We start from the raw sequence: 13,521 nt of genomic DNA on the forward strand, positions 1-13,521 counted from the left end.
AGTGATTTTGGAAAAACTATTTCAGGTGTTCATTAAAAGTTCTTAAATTTCAGTGATCAACAGAGACACTATGTTCAGACATTTAAAGTACATCGATGGAAATTCGGACAAGTTTTGGCAAATAGAGCAGGAGGGAAATACACATACGGTCACCTATGGAAAGAACGGTACCAGTGGTCAATCCAAGACAAAAACATTCGATTCTGAAGAGGCCAGTGTTAAAGACGCCGAAAAGCTGACTAACGAGAAGATCAAAAAAGGCTATTCCGACGATGGTACGGTCGTAGTGCCAAACATAGATTCCTCCGCAAAGCGTTCTGGTACAGGGTTCTCCTCCTCGCAGCAAGCTAAGTTACAATTACAGGAGACCTTGCGTACCCTAATAAAATCGGGTAAAGCTGTGGATGTCTTACCCTTTTTGAAGGAATATAGTAAGGGTAATTTGGAGCTGCTGAAGAAAGAGATTAAGCAAGCGAAGAAATATTGGATGAGCTATGTAGACCTTTCTAATGATGCCGAATTTCGGCAAATGGCTAGCCACGGTTGGGGTAAACGCGGAACGAATAGCCAAGAATATAAAATCAAATTACTGGCTCTAGGAACGTTCAGCCTCTCTGATAGCACCACTTGGAGCGAGTTCGTCGATCTGCTTAGTCAGCAGCAAGATCCTATTTTAGCCGATCTATTGGATTGGGCCAAGCCTGATTGGCTGGCCGAGTATCTGAAACAACAGTATCAAAAAAATGATTGGAATTACGTGGCCTATTCAGCCTTACGAAAATGGGAAGCGCAAGGCTTACTTGCATTTGAGGAAGAAGTGTATGCCCGTTCCTTGACCAATTACCATCAATGGAGGGCTAATGAAAAAGACGTGGAAAAGTATGTGCGGTATCTATTGGACGACCCACTGACGGTATCGCGAGATATTCCCTTGTTGTTTGCGTATGAAACCAATATACAGAACATATACCTGCACTTCGACTACCAATCGAAAGAAAATGTACTATTCTGGGATCAAATTTTTGATCATATGCTTTCCGAAGGAAAGGTTGATAAACGCTGGTTATTCATTTCAGCTTTGGAGGCGCAAACAAAGTCGTGGAATCCCAATTTGCGGAGTTATTTTAGGAAGCTGATCGAACGACTTAATGTAGAGAATGAAATGTTGTTGCAGGAGCAGACCGCCATATTTCCGCTGCTCCACGCCGAATTGCCAGCAGTGGTTAATTTTGCGGTAGAACTTCTTAAGCCCTTGTTGCTAGATTCCAAGTTCGATTTGCTGGAATTTGAAAATTGGTTAGCCGCTGTATTTATGCGCGCTGACGTCAAAAAATCTATCAAAACCCTACTGATTCAATTCGACAAAATTTTGAAAATACAGGTCAAAGCACGAGCGTCACTGTTATTGCTGGTATCAGATGTCTTTATGGTACCCGAGTTGCAGCTGCAGGAGCGGGCAGTGAAGTTGATCTGTAAATATGGTGATACCAATGATGCCGATCTGAGCGAAAAGCTTAGCCTCTACAGTGATCAGCTGTTGGGTAATCTAAAAGACGAGTTGAAACCTTTTCTTTCGGACGACGAGGGATTGAGTTTGGAAGAGGTGTTGGCACCCTTGCAGGGCGATGTTAACTCCTATTTACCGCAGGCGGCGACTGTGCCGGTGCTGGAGGAAATACTGGAACAGCCGCAGGATTGGAGTGGCATCCTATTTCAGGTGGGGAAAGTGCTTGGCGATAATGATTCCGTGCAGATGGAGATTTTGGTCAATGCTTGGATGATACATCGCGCTAGCTTTCCGGATGACTACAAAGTGCAGCTTGAACCGTACACGAAACAGTTGAACAAGACTTACCGTGAATCGGCTTGGTTTCATTATTTTTCCAATTTCTTACATGCTATTTATTATAATCCTGAAAAGATAAGCCTACAGCCCGACCGTTATATGACGCATTCTAAAACGGTGGCTGTCTTGGGTAACCTGTTGCTTACTGTGCAGCGGCGTATGCTTGCCAACGTAAATTTACCGCTGTTATCTTTACCTACACACGCCCCCTGTTATGTGAACCCGCTTCAGCTTGTCGAGCGCTTGTTGCAGTACGAGAAAGCAGAGCAGGCTATTGATTTACTGGATTTCAGTGTAGCCGTTAGCCGCATGCCTCGCGTGCACGTAGAGGCTGCTTGGGCCGCAGCACAAAGCCTGCAGGATGGGAAGGTCAAGGACTTGCTACGCTACGCACTTGGACTGAGCGACGAACTTCTAGTCGATAAGAAATCTTGGTTGCAAAAGCTGTTGCCTGCGAAGCAGTCGAACGACAGCCTGTGGGCAGGAATTTGGGCGACGGCAGCACGTACACATCATCCCAATGGTAATTTCGAGCAGCTTGCTGCCGTGCTAAATGAGGTGCCCTTCGCCGTGGCTCCCTTTCGTCCAGAACCGAAGTTCGAATCAGCCTATTACATGGCCTATAATTATGCAACAAAAAAACAAGAGCCGGAGTATCTAGGCGAGAAGCTCCTTTATGCTCTACCTACTTTCGGTGAGATCCCCGCAACGTTTCTGTATGGCAAGGATCTTTTCTTCCGGGGTAAAGATGGGGTATCTCCCTACTATATCTACGGTAGCGATGTGGCGTACATGTATAGCCTTATGCCTCAGAATCCAGAAGCATTGGCACTGTTCCTTACCAGCGTTTACAGCCGCATGAACGACTACGCCGGTAAGTCATCCAGTGCATTACTACACTGTATGTTGCACCCCTCTTACGTTATCGATTTACAATCTTCTTTTTATTTGGCAACCTGCTGTTTCAACAAAGAGAAGGAAGTCCGCATTATCGCTGGCGAGGTGCTATTGCATAGCGTTGAACAGGGGCGTTTGCAACCTTCGGTTATGGGTAAAGATATCGGCTTTTTGATCAGTCATAACTACGGCCCTTTAGGACGATTGATCGATGTTCTTGCTGCGGTAAAGGATATATCACCGTCCCAAACCGATGCACTACGGCAAGTGTTGGAAGCTACTTTTATTGCGACGCAACTAGGTGAAAAACCACCATTAAACCTCAAAAAATTATTGGAAATGTATTTCGATGTGAAGAGCAAATCAATTAGCGCTATTGGAAAAAACGTTTTAGAGGCTCTTCAACGTTTTGAAACGGTTAAATCACTACAATCAATTCTTAAAAAAATACGGAGTTAAACGATATGGCAACAACTGATTTAGATTTGGCCTACGCGAGCAATTCGTCCTTGCTACAGCAAAATGGTATACAGCAATTGGTCCTTGCACACCAAACGGAGCTGGCGGAAGTCAACCAAGTGCCCTGCTTCTTTTGGGGCAGTGTAACGGACCCTTTATTAACTTCTAAGTGCCTGCTGACCTTATCAAAGGTTGTTCGTTCCAGCTTTGGGCCGGTGCCCCCCAGCTTGCGTGATCCCATCGTGTCTGCGGGTACTGATCAGATTCGCTTCGAAGGCTTTTCTTCCTGTAATGGAGTGTATGCACGGCTAGACTTGCTAGAGGATGCTATCGATGGAGAGTTTCTCGCCAGCGGAACAACGAATGTGGACTTCAATGAACCTATGTTGAATGCCCTAAACGCCGTCCGAAAAACCGAAAAGATGGTGCTTGGTGTTGGCAGCAAAGAGGTTTCCATAAGTACCGACAAAGGCAAGGTGGTGGAGAAAAAGGTAAGCTTACCGCCGCGATGGATCAAGGGGCTCACTAGTGTGCAGCTTTATTTGGCGGATATGGACCAGAAATTTCAGCTTAACAAGATGCAGATTGTACAGCTGTTTCAAAGCTTGCCGAAAGGAAATGTAAAGGGCGAGCTTTATCTTACGCAACGTGCCAATCGTTTTGCCTTTTCCCCGATCCACACCAAAGACGCGGTGCGCGTGGGAGGGCTTCAGCGACTGAGGCTTTTGGAAGGCTTGTTGCCCTACAGTGAAAAGCTTTTGGTGTATCAGGAACAGGGCGGGGAAAGCTGCGCCTTTGTGGCTGATTTTGGTAAGATGCGTCTTACTTTGGCTTTATCGCCGGATAGCTATCGCGGATTCTCCGGAGAAGGAAACGTCTTGGAAAATATGTTACAAGATGTGCCGCTGGAATGGGTGCAAGGGGTGAATACCTTACTGAAATCCAATGAGATGTTCGATCCCACTTTGCTATCGATTGAGCATGATGTGGATTTTAGAACGATGGATACCTTGACGGCGTCTCTTTCTGCTATCGGTTTGTTGGGCTATGATTTGCACCATCGCCAGCATTACTACCGTCGTTTGCCCTTTAAAACGGAGCGTATTCTTTCCTTAAACCCAAGATTAAAGAATGCGCAAAAGCTCTTATCTAGCGACGCGGTTCAATTTGTGAAGCGTGATGCTGATCAAGTGGAAGCACGCGTGGCAGGCACCGGCGTGCAGCATACCGTTATTATGCAGGGTGAACGTTACCGTTGTACATGTGACTGGTTCACCAACCATCAAGTTAAAAGAGGGCTGTGTAAGCATATACTAGCTGTGAAGATGTTACTCTAAAATGAAGTACGCGCAAAGATGGCCATCTTTGCGCGTACTATTTCTATATTCCTTTTGTTGAAGACAATTAAAATTGCGGTATCGTAGACTCGTCTCGGCTATCCAAGGAAAGAGCCACCGGCGTGCCATACTCTTCTGTATCGATGATCCTGTCTGGCGTCGCATTTCCATTATCGGAGATCAGAAAACGTAATACTTTTTTCGATCTATCAGCAACATAAAGATACTGCCCTGTAGCACGGGTATCAATAGCGACATCGACCGGTTGCGTGAGCAATGTTGCGGCGCCCGTGATGATCCGTGTTGGTGTGATGCTAGTTCCATTGATCATACCGTTAAAGTTTTCAAAGATCAAAATACGACCGGTTCCTGGTGTCGTTCCGTCAGTGTAATCGGTAATGGCCAACATATTTCGTACCGTATCGTAGGCCATGCCGTGTAGATTTCGTGCATTTTCTATGGCCAAAGTGCGGGCAGGGGCAAGTGATGCTGTAGAGTCAACGACGTTCACAGGTCGCGTAACAATACTTTCGAAAACGTAGATGCCACCTTCTGTTCCTTGTTTCGCCACAAACAATCTGTTGTCGCGGTAGGCTGCACCCCACATAGGAAGGTTTCCTGTAAAAAACTGTTTCCACGGTTTTCTGTTTTGGCTGACGCTGTTCGGTCGGTCTACAACAAATATTCCGGAGCGATCAGCATCTGCATTAACCACAAATAGGGCGTCGGATGCACGGTGATAGGCCATTCCACGTACTTTTCGTAATAACGAGCTAGCCATCATCCCGCCATTGCTTAACTGCCCTTGCAGCTGTACTTGGGTGACATATATGGCCGAGTCGCGCTGTACGTCTGTATTGGCGCTGGCCTGAATAACCGATTTTAAAAAAGGGTTGAATAGGATAATACCACCTCCACGAGCCATCGATAGATGTGCCGTGTCAAGATTAAATACCGTAGAATCAGCCTTCTTGACAATACGCATATTGGTGTCGGCTATGCCGTCGTCGGAGCTTTCATATTCCTCAAACGAGACGTATAGTCGGGAAACGCTGTTTATACGGCCTGTAGGTTCCGTTTCGTCTTCGGAACAAGAAGCCGCCAATACAATCATTGCAACAAAGGCAAAAAAGCAATATTTCATGTAGCTATATTATGTAAAATCCCTGCTCAAAACCAAAAACGTTAAAGGAAGATATTTCGATACAATCGCTGTTGGAAAAAATCAACATCAACAAGCTTCGGCACAAGCGCTTGCTCCAAAGGTAAACAATTTATCGCCTGCCTTCTCCACGTTCTGTAAATATTAGCGCATAGTCTTTCTTCGACTGCTGCTTGTTTTAGATGGATGCTGCATGTAAATCAGTTGTCCCAACTCGCGATTCTTAGCTCGTTAAAAAGTTCTAGAAAAAGTGAAAATACAACCTGAGGTTGTAGGAAATGCCGCTAAGCTTGCGGAAATTTACAATGCTTATGATTTAGGCTTCGGGGAGAAGCTGCGGCGGTTCTGTCTGCTAGTACAGAGCCGCTTCTTTAATAATGGTGCGTGATGACAGTCAACGGTCGAGTACACGAAGGTAAAGAAGGGGGTAGTGTCCCTGTTTTACGATAGTTAACGCGTTCCTGATTATTAACAACCTGAAAAGCAGGTGGGAGGAGCTCTAAATCAATGCCATGGTAAGGTGTTCCTTCCAATACCTGCTATCAGCCGATAGGTTTGGGAAAGGAAGAAACTTGAAAGTAGCTTTAAGCCTCGTTGTCAATAGGTTTGTTTTTACGACGTAGCCAATCGAATGTCCATTTTAGGTAGTACCATATTAATCCGAAAATGCTTCCCCCAGTAAAATCGCTTGCCAGAGACGGAGGTAGCAATTCATAAACACTAACACCAAAGTAATCGGCTATTTTATATACTTGATCTACCTTCAGCTTGGTTTCATTGCGTTCAATTTTGGAGTAGGCCGCCTGCGACATATCCAATACAAATGCAACCGCTTCCTGAGAAATTTTTAAGCTCTCTCTTTTCTGACGAATAAATGTTCCAATTTCCCCTTTTGCCATGGATTTCAATTGCTAGTAGACCAACACAAATCTAATAAATATAACCTGAAGTTGTAAAAAAAATACCTGTTAAAACTTCAGGTTTTAGCGTACAACTTGTGGTTGTGGTAGGCCTTCCGATGTCTTCTGATTTTTGAAAAAAAACAAATTATGAAGACCAAAAACAACAACAACAGCAAGATTACAGACAGGCTACCAGTGGTAGAACTTAGTCTAGAAGAACAGATCGAAACCGATGGCGGTGGTGATAGAAATGACGACAAGCATGGCGGATTTTGGGATAAATTGGTATCCATTTTAGTGGGCTAAATTTAAGATCAGTGGCCACATTTCGGTGATGGCCTCTGGCCTTACGATAAGCGCTAAAAGGGATCCCGTATGAAAAGCGATGATATGCAATTGACGGTTAATACCACTATGGGGTATGAAGGAAACCAAAAAAAGGAAAATCGTGGCTACAATCCAGTATTCTAAGCTATTGCTGACCCATGATATAAACATGTTATCTGCTTTTTGCTCAGGAAAGAAAAAGAATCCAAAACCGTAAAGGCCTAGCGTAAGGCCAGATATGCCCACGCTGGTAAAAAGAAAATTCGCTTTTTGTTTCCATACCTGAAATGAATTGGGAAGGATAATGAGAAGGGCAAAGAGGCAAGGAGTGGCAATAGTCGCTGCAAGATATCCGTTTTCCTGTTTTATACAGCCGAACATATCATATGCTAAGCCATAAACAAGAAGGGAGTTGAACAAAAGATGTGCCCAGTTGCGATGTACGAAAGCGGAGGTGAGTAGGGTGTGTATCCGTTTTCCCTGTGCTATTTCATAAGGGTGCAATAGCAAAGCATGGAAATAGGATTTCCGGTAGAATCCAATAATACCGCTTATAAGGACCAATGGTGCAACGGTGTAGGAATAGGGTGACTCCACAAAGGTTGGAAAAATATCAAAAAAAGCCATAGGTCTTTAGTGGATTAGGTTTTGCAGCATGATTCCTATTTCGGTAATAGATTGTGGCCTGACAAATAAAGCGGCAACTGACCCGACCAAGAAGCCTACCAGATGTAATTCTCTATTGACGGATATCAAAGGAATAAAGGAAAGCACTAGAAGAAATAAATTGGCCATGATCCAATAGTCAAAACTGTTTTCTACCCAAGGAAAAAACATGTTGCCCGTTTTTTGTTTGGGGAAATACAGAAAACTGAAACCGTATAAGCCGAAGCCAAGGCCTGACGCTCCCACGGAAGTAAATAGAAAATCTTTCTTTTTTTTCAGGGTCTGTATAAGATTGGGCAGGATGATCAAGAGCATAAAAAGAATGGGCGTAAGAACGACTGCCCACAGTGTGCCTAGTTCTTGATTTATACAACCGTACATGTCAAAGCCGAGACCGTAAATGACAAAGCTGTTAAACAAGAGGTGCAGCCAGTTTCGATGTACAAATGCTGATGTTAAAAGGGTGTGTATGCGTTTTCCCTGCGCTATTTCGTGAGGATGCAATAGCAAAGCGTGAAAATAGGATTTTCGATAAAAACCGATGATGCTACTGATCAGAACCAATGGCATGACAATGTAGGAGTAAGGCGCTTCGGCGAAGGTTGGGAAAACATCAAAAAAAGCCATCGGTTTGGATAATTTTTGGAAAGATAATGGAAAAGTTCTACATGGACAAGACAAAGCCTTTAGGATGTAGCGGTATATGTTGACACGCAGGTAAATGAAAATGAAATGAACAAAAAACTACGTACAAAGCAACAAGATCAAAGAGACTGCGGGGCTGCTTGTCTAGCTTCTGTCGCTGCTTATTATGGTTTGCATTTGCCTATCGCAAAAATCAGACAGCGATGCCATACCGATGCGCGAGGTACTAATATATTGGGCTTGATTCAGGGGTTGGACGCCATGGGGTTTCATGCCAAGGGCGTAAAGGGAAATGTAGAATCGCTATCCCAAATTCCGCTTCCTGCCGTTGCCCATGTTGTTTTGCCGGAGCAACGTCGGCATTACCTCGTGATCTATAAAGTAGAAAAGGATTTCATCATCGCGATGGATCCTGCGACAGCTTCTTTTAATACATACCGACTAGCCGATTTTCAAGAAATATGGACAGGTGCGATGGTATTGATGGAACCTCATGCTTACTTCGAAAAAAGAAATGAGAAAACAAGTCCTTACCAACGGTTTTGGCAGCTTGTCAAGCCGCATCGCTCCGTTGCGTTCTTGGCCTTGTTGGGAGCGATTGCCTATACGCTCTTGGGACTTTCCACCTCGTTGTATATCCAGAAGATAACCGACGAGGTGCTGGCGCACGGTGATTTAAGCTTGCTTAACCTCTTGTCTTTCGGGATGATCATCCTGTTGATACTGCAGTATGGCATCGGTTTTTTAAAAAATATGCTGGTATTGCGCACCGGACAGCGTATCGATCGTTACCTCATTCTAGGCTATTATAAACATCTTTTGCGGCTCCCTCAACGCTTTTTCGATACCATGAAGGTGGGCGAAATCATATCTCGGGTAAACGACGCCGTGAAGATCCGCACATTTATCAATGATGCTGCTATTCAGATTGTCGTGAATTTCTTGATCGTTTTTTTCTCCTTGGCTTTGATGTTTACCTATTATTGGAAACTCGCGTTAATCGTCGCTACAGTTATCCCGTTGTATGGATCCATCTATTGGTTGAGCAATAGATGGAATAAAAGGACAGAGCGACAATTGATGGAAGACGCTGCTAATTTGGATGCCCATGTTGTCGAGTCGCTACATGCTGTGCGCACGATTAAACAATTTGCTGCCGAGCCGTCCTCACATGAAAAGACAGATCAGCGCTTTTCCGTTTTGTGGACAAATATCCGTAAATCGGTGCTGAATAGTTTATTTTCGGGAACAGCCAGCGAATTGCTTTCCCGTCTATTTACCATTCTCTTACTATGGGTAGGAACCACCTATGTCGTGCAAAATAGCATGACCATAGGCGAACTGTTGTCATGCTATGCATTGATTGGTTATTTCACGCTGCCCGTTTCCCAGTTGATTGGGATGAACCGGACTTTGCAGCAAGCGCTTATTGCGTCTGATCGCCTTTTTGAAATTATGGATCTTGAACGCGAAGAGCAGTCCGGTAAGTTTGAGTTGAAGGCTACAGGCTTGGGAACCATACGGTTTCATAATGTGTCGTTCAGCTATGGATCCCGGATACAGGTGCTCCATGGCTTAACCTGTCAATTTGAGAAGGGAAAGACCACCGCCATTGTAGGGGCTAGCGGTTCTGGAAAAAGCACCATCGCTGCTTTGTTACAGCATGTGTATCCACTCAAGGATGGAAAGATCCAGATTGGTGACTACGATATTCGCTATGTCAGGCAGCAGGCCTTACGCAGCCTGATTGCTGTTGTTCCTCAGGATATTCATCTGCTTTCGGGAACGATCATAGAAAATATCGCCTTTGGCGATGACTATCCAGATATACAACGTGTACTCGATGTGGCAAATGAGCTCGGAATTTCCAATTTTGCGGAGAAATGGCCGGAAGGTCTTCATACGTACCTCGGCGAAAACGGGGTGTTGTTATCCGGCGGACAGAAACAGCGGATCGCCATTGCGCGAGCCTTGTACCGACAGCCCGAAATACTCATCTTGGATGAAGCAACGTCAGCCTTGGATACCGCTTCCGAGGAGGTTGTTCAATCGGCCTTGCAACGGTTGAGGATGCAGGGTAAAACCGTGATTATTATAGCCCATCGTCTAAGTACCGTTGCCCATGCAGACAAGATTCTAGTCTTGCAGGATGGTCGTTTAGCAGAAGAAGGATGCCATATAGAGCTGCTAGAAAACGAGCAGTCCATCTACGCACATATATGGAATAGGCAGTTTGCTTACGTATAGCTTAAGCAGAAAAATGTATCGATTTCAAAAGTGACCGCAGTGCCCTACGTTTGGTCGAAAAAAGACTTCCGAAATTGCAGTGGAGTGTGCTTTGTTTTCTTTTTAAACAACGTGCTGAAGGACTGCATGTGTTCGAATCCTAAGGTGTAGGCAATTTCGCTAACCGAGAGATCGGTCGTCGACAACTTTTCTTTGGCCTTTTGGATCAATTTCTCATGTATATGCTGTTGGGTGTTTTGTCCAGTATGCACACGCAGTAGATCGCTCAGGTAATTTGCAGAGAGGTTCATTTCTTTGGCGATGTGGTGAACCGTTAACAATCCTCGTTGCAAAGGTGCGTTGTTCTCAAAATAACTGTCCACGATGCTCTCAAACTTTTCCAAGAGCTGATAATTGTGGTTTTTACGTGTAAAAAACTGACGTTCGTAAAAACGATTGGAATAATTGAGGAACAATTCTATCTGCGATAGGATAATGCTGTGCGTATGTTTGTCGATGTGCAGACATTCCTGATCGATTTTACGTAGGATTGTCAGGATGTTATCCTCTTCTTCTTCCGAGAGATGTAGGGCTTCGTTGACCGCGTAATCAAAGAATCCATAAGTTTTGATGGCAGAGGCGAGTGGGTGGCCCATTAAAAAATCCGGATGAAAAATGAGTAGATAGCCGGAGCCGCACTCTAGTTCATGGAGGTTTAACGATTGCACTTGGTTTGGCGCGGTAAAGCTGAGCACGCCTTTGTCATAGTCGTAGTGCTTTTGCCCATAGCGTATTTTTCCTTTAGCATCGCGTTTAAGTGCTAAACAGTAGAACCGATTGACGAAGCCTTTCCAGATATCGTCTTCAAAAAACATACTTTCCATAAGGTTCACTACACTAATCAAGGGGTGTCGCGGTTCTGCTAAGGAGAGCAGTTTATGGAATTGAGAGATAGAATTTATGGCCTGCATAAAACGAAGATAAGTGTTATGATTGAAAAAAATATAGCTGACCGCTGTCCTAGCAGATAGGTCGCCCCATTAGACGCCGTTTCATTAGCTGATCGGATAAGGCGACCCATTCGCAGGGTTAATCTAATAGTCCCATACTAAAAGCATCGTAGGGGTTGCCCGTGTCGGTGCCCAATGGTATAATGGCTTCCAGCTTGTTTTGGTCTTCCCTTGTTAGCTGAATATGAGTCGCTGCAATATTTTGCTCGACATAGCGCCTTCTTTTGGTGCCTGGGATAGGGAGAATGCCTTTACTAATGATCCAGGCCAACGCTAATTGGGATGATGTGACGCCCTTTTGCTCGGCCAATAGTTCTATTGCTTTTACCAATTCCCTGTTTTTTTCGAAATACTGTTCCTGAAAACGTGGAATGGCTCGTCGGAAATCGTCCTCCGGCAGATCTTCTAATTGACGGATTTGACCGGATAAAAATCCTCTACCTAATGGAGAGTAAGCAACGAAACCAATACCGAGTTCCTTCAAGGTTTGTAGAATGCCGCGTGCTTCTACGGTACGCTCGAAGAGGGAATACTCGCTTTGTACGGCGGTGATCGGATGCACAGCATGTGCACGTCGAATCGTTTCGGAGGATACTTCGGAGAGGCCAAGGTAGCCGACTTTGCCTTCCTTCACCAGGTCGGCCATAGCTTCTACAGTTTCTTCTATGGGCGTGTTTTTGTCTAAGCGATGCATGTAATACAGGTCGATATAATCTGTTTGGAGATGCTTCAGTGAGCGTTCCACCGCCTTTTTTAAATATTCTTTTCTTCCGTTGATGGCCCAAGTCACTTTCTCGTTGTCGTCTATTTCCCAACCAAATTTTGTAGCAATAATGTAGTCTTTGCGTTTTCCAGCAATGGCACGTGCGATAAGCTGTTCATTTTTAAAAGGGCCATATAAATCTGCCGTGTCTAAGAAGTTTCCGCCAAGCTCCAAGGAGCGATGTATGGTCGCGATGGCTTCCTGCTCGTCGGCCTTACCATACATGTTGCCGGCTTCAAAACCCGTCATCCCCATACAGCCCAAGCCTATGGCTGGCACCACGAGCCCTTGATTTCCTAAGTTTATTTTTTTAATGTCCATATCGATGTTTTGTTGTTTCTACAAATATCGATAGGATAACTTCTTCGGATGTTTGCAAAACCTCGTATCCTGTAAGCAAAACGGAGACAGGCCGCTCCGTTTTTTATTCGCTTATTTCTAACGGATTGTTGTTTTCTTTGGAAGGTTTGTAGTCTTTGAAATCAAAAGAAATCGATGTTTTCTCGTAATCAATGCCGTAGTATGCGTTGGGAATATCCATTTTTCCAGCAGCGGCTAGAGAGCTTTGGTAGCCGCTAGGATCATCTTTAAAGATTTTTTTGAGCTTGTCCAAGTCTTTTTTTGTGGATCGGAGCGCATAAGCGGGGGGCTTGATGGCTTTTGTCTCCGTAAGGGTATCAAAGCCAGCGTAAGCAAAGGAAACCTCTCCGCGCGCATCGTTGGCACTGAGGATAAGTCCCGGAAGTCCATGCAACTTCCATGGACCGTAAGGGAAGGGTAGTTCGTTAGTAAACCAAGCCGTGTAATCTCGCCCTTTGAAGGTCGTTGTTGCTTTTTGACAAAGATAGCCGCCAATTTCTTTTTCTTCATCGGTGATGGTCCAATCCTGTGTTTCGTAAACTTCGTCTATAACATGTAAGTCGAAGTTAGAGCTGATACCTTCTATAAGTGTCGTCTTGCGTTCCGCAGGATAAATAATGTAGTGTTGTAAAATGGGCGTCGTGGCGAATTGCAAGGTGATGTGGTTATCGAAAGAAGGTAGTGCCAATTGTTCATCTACCTGCTTTTTCATAATTTCCTCCGAAAAACTTGTAAAGTAGTACGCATCCTTGCCGAGGTAGGAAATCGTTTCATCCACAACGGGTATATCCGTTTTTGTCGTGTCATTGATATGGCTAAAGTGATATTGTATTTTCGCAACAGCTTTTTCTTGCCCATGTACATCAAGCAATAGGAAACAGCCGATCAGCATACATAATAAATTGTTCATGGTGCTAGCTT

At 44.6% G+C, this 13,521-nt stretch carries 11 protein-coding genes; 4 read left to right on the forward strand and 7 right to left on the reverse strand.

The window, feature by feature from the left end; all coding sequences use genetic code 11:
• Positions 1-70: 70 nt before the first annotated feature.
• The gene (locus tag SCB77_RS19515) at positions 71-3,202 is read left to right on the forward strand and encodes a DUF6493 family protein (RefSeq protein WP_320183681.1); all 3,132 of its coding nucleotides are present in this window, start codon (positions 71-73) and stop codon (positions 3,200-3,202) included.
• Between the two features lie 5 nt (positions 3,203-3,207).
• Positions 3,208-4,539 (forward strand): SWIM zinc finger family protein, encoded by a 1,332-nt coding sequence (locus tag SCB77_RS19520; protein ID WP_320183682.1) that lies wholly within the window; start codon positions 3,208-3,210, stop codon positions 4,537-4,539.
• Positions 4,540-4,606: 67 nt separating this feature from the next.
• On the opposite strand, the gene SCB77_RS19525 is transcribed toward SCB77_RS19520, so the two are convergent.
• Together SCB77_RS19525 and SCB77_RS19530 are read right to left on the reverse strand one after the other, a co-directional pair.
• On the reverse strand, positions 4,607-5,683 hold the full coding sequence (locus SCB77_RS19525; protein WP_320183683.1) for a YncE family protein: 1,077 nt from the start codon (positions 5,681-5,683) through the stop codon (positions 4,607-4,609).
• A 602-nt stretch (positions 5,684-6,285) separates the two neighbouring features.
• Entirely contained in the window at positions 6,286-6,600 is a 315-nt protein-coding gene (locus SCB77_RS19530) for a helix-turn-helix domain-containing protein (RefSeq protein ID WP_320183684.1), read from the reverse strand.
• 150 nt (positions 6,601-6,750) lie between these two features.
• Between SCB77_RS19530 and SCB77_RS19535 the strand changes: the two genes are divergently transcribed.
• Positions 6,751-6,909, forward strand: coding sequence for a hypothetical protein (locus SCB77_RS19535; protein WP_320183685.1), 159 nt, complete (start codon positions 6,751-6,753; stop codon positions 6,907-6,909).
• On the opposite strand, the gene SCB77_RS19540 is transcribed toward SCB77_RS19535, so the two are convergent.
• Both SCB77_RS19540 and SCB77_RS19545 read right to left on the reverse strand, forming a co-directional pair.
• Positions 6,898-7,557, reverse strand: coding sequence for a rhomboid family intramembrane serine protease (locus SCB77_RS19540; protein ID WP_320183686.1), 660 nt, complete (start codon positions 7,555-7,557; stop codon positions 6,898-6,900). The genes SCB77_RS19535 and SCB77_RS19540 overlap by 12 nt on opposite strands.
• A 6-nt stretch (positions 7,558-7,563) precedes the next feature.
• The gene (locus SCB77_RS19545; RefSeq protein ID WP_320183687.1) at positions 7,564-8,223 is read right to left on the reverse strand and encodes a rhomboid family intramembrane serine protease; all 660 of its coding nucleotides are present in this window, start codon (positions 8,221-8,223) and stop codon (positions 7,564-7,566) included.
• A 105-nt stretch (positions 8,224-8,328) separates the two neighbouring features.
• On the opposite strand from SCB77_RS19545, the gene SCB77_RS19550 reads away from it, so the two are divergent.
• Positions 8,329-10,488, forward strand: a complete 2,160-nt coding sequence (locus tag SCB77_RS19550; protein ID WP_320183688.1) for a peptidase domain-containing ABC transporter — start codon at positions 8,329-8,331, stop codon at positions 10,486-10,488.
• A 44-nt stretch (positions 10,489-10,532) separates the two neighbouring features.
• Here the strand turns inward: SCB77_RS19550 and SCB77_RS19555 are convergent, their stop codons facing one another.
• From SCB77_RS19555 to SCB77_RS19565, 3 genes are all read right to left on the reverse strand, one after another.
• A complete protein-coding gene (locus tag SCB77_RS19555) occupies positions 10,533-11,351 on the reverse strand; it encodes a helix-turn-helix domain-containing protein (protein WP_407028952.1) in 819 nt (272 codons plus the stop codon).
• Between the two features lie 205 nt (positions 11,352-11,556).
• On the reverse strand, positions 11,557-12,561 hold the full coding sequence (locus SCB77_RS19560; protein ID WP_320183690.1) for an aldo/keto reductase: 1,005 nt from the start codon (positions 12,559-12,561) through the stop codon (positions 11,557-11,559).
• A gap of 103 nt (positions 12,562-12,664) precedes the next feature.
• The gene (locus SCB77_RS19565; protein WP_320183691.1) at positions 12,665-13,510 is read right to left on the reverse strand and encodes a GLPGLI family protein; all 846 of its coding nucleotides are present in this window, start codon (positions 13,508-13,510) and stop codon (positions 12,665-12,667) included.
• Positions 13,511-13,521 lie beyond the last annotated feature (11 nt).

Origin of the sequence: Sphingobacterium bambusae (assembly GCF_033955345.1) — a bacterium.
Classification (GTDB): Bacteria; Bacteroidota; Bacteroidia; order Sphingobacteriales; family Sphingobacteriaceae; genus Sphingobacterium; species Sphingobacterium bambusae.

What these genes read in the sequence shown, in the direction of transcription:
- SCB77_RS19515 (WP_320183681.1), top strand. Translation starts at nt 71, where the DNA reads ATGTTCAGACATTTAAAGTACATCGATGGAAATTCGGACAAGTTTTGG.
- SCB77_RS19520 (WP_320183682.1), top strand. Translation starts at nt 3,208, where the DNA reads ATGGCAACAACTGATTTAGATTTGGCCTACGCGAGCAATTCGTCCTTG.
- SCB77_RS19525 (WP_320183683.1), bottom strand. Translation starts at nt 5,683, where the DNA reads ATGAAATATTGCTTTTTTGCCTTTGTTGCAATGATTGTATTGGCGGCT.
- SCB77_RS19530 (WP_320183684.1), bottom strand. Translation starts at nt 6,600, where the DNA reads ATGGCAAAAGGGGAAATTGGAACATTTATTCGTCAGAAAAGAGAGAGC.
- SCB77_RS19535 (WP_320183685.1), top strand. Translation starts at nt 6,751, where the DNA reads ATGAAGACCAAAAACAACAACAACAGCAAGATTACAGACAGGCTACCA.
- SCB77_RS19540 (WP_320183686.1), bottom strand. Translation starts at nt 7,557, where the DNA reads ATGGCTTTTTTTGATATTTTTCCAACCTTTGTGGAGTCACCCTATTCC.
- SCB77_RS19545 (WP_320183687.1), bottom strand. Translation starts at nt 8,223, where the DNA reads ATGGCTTTTTTTGATGTTTTCCCAACCTTCGCCGAAGCGCCTTACTCC.
- SCB77_RS19550 (WP_320183688.1), top strand. Translation starts at nt 8,329, where the DNA reads ATGAACAAAAAACTACGTACAAAGCAACAAGATCAAAGAGACTGCGGG.
- SCB77_RS19555 (WP_407028952.1), bottom strand. Translation starts at nt 11,351, where the DNA reads ATGGAAAGTATGTTTTTTGAAGACGATATCTGGAAAGGCTTCGTCAAT.
- SCB77_RS19560 (WP_320183690.1), bottom strand. Translation starts at nt 12,561, where the DNA reads ATGGACATTAAAAAAATAAACTTAGGAAATCAAGGGCTCGTGGTGCCA.
- SCB77_RS19565 (WP_320183691.1), bottom strand. Translation starts at nt 13,510, where the DNA reads ATGAACAATTTATTATGTATGCTGATCGGCTGTTTCCTATTGCTTGAT.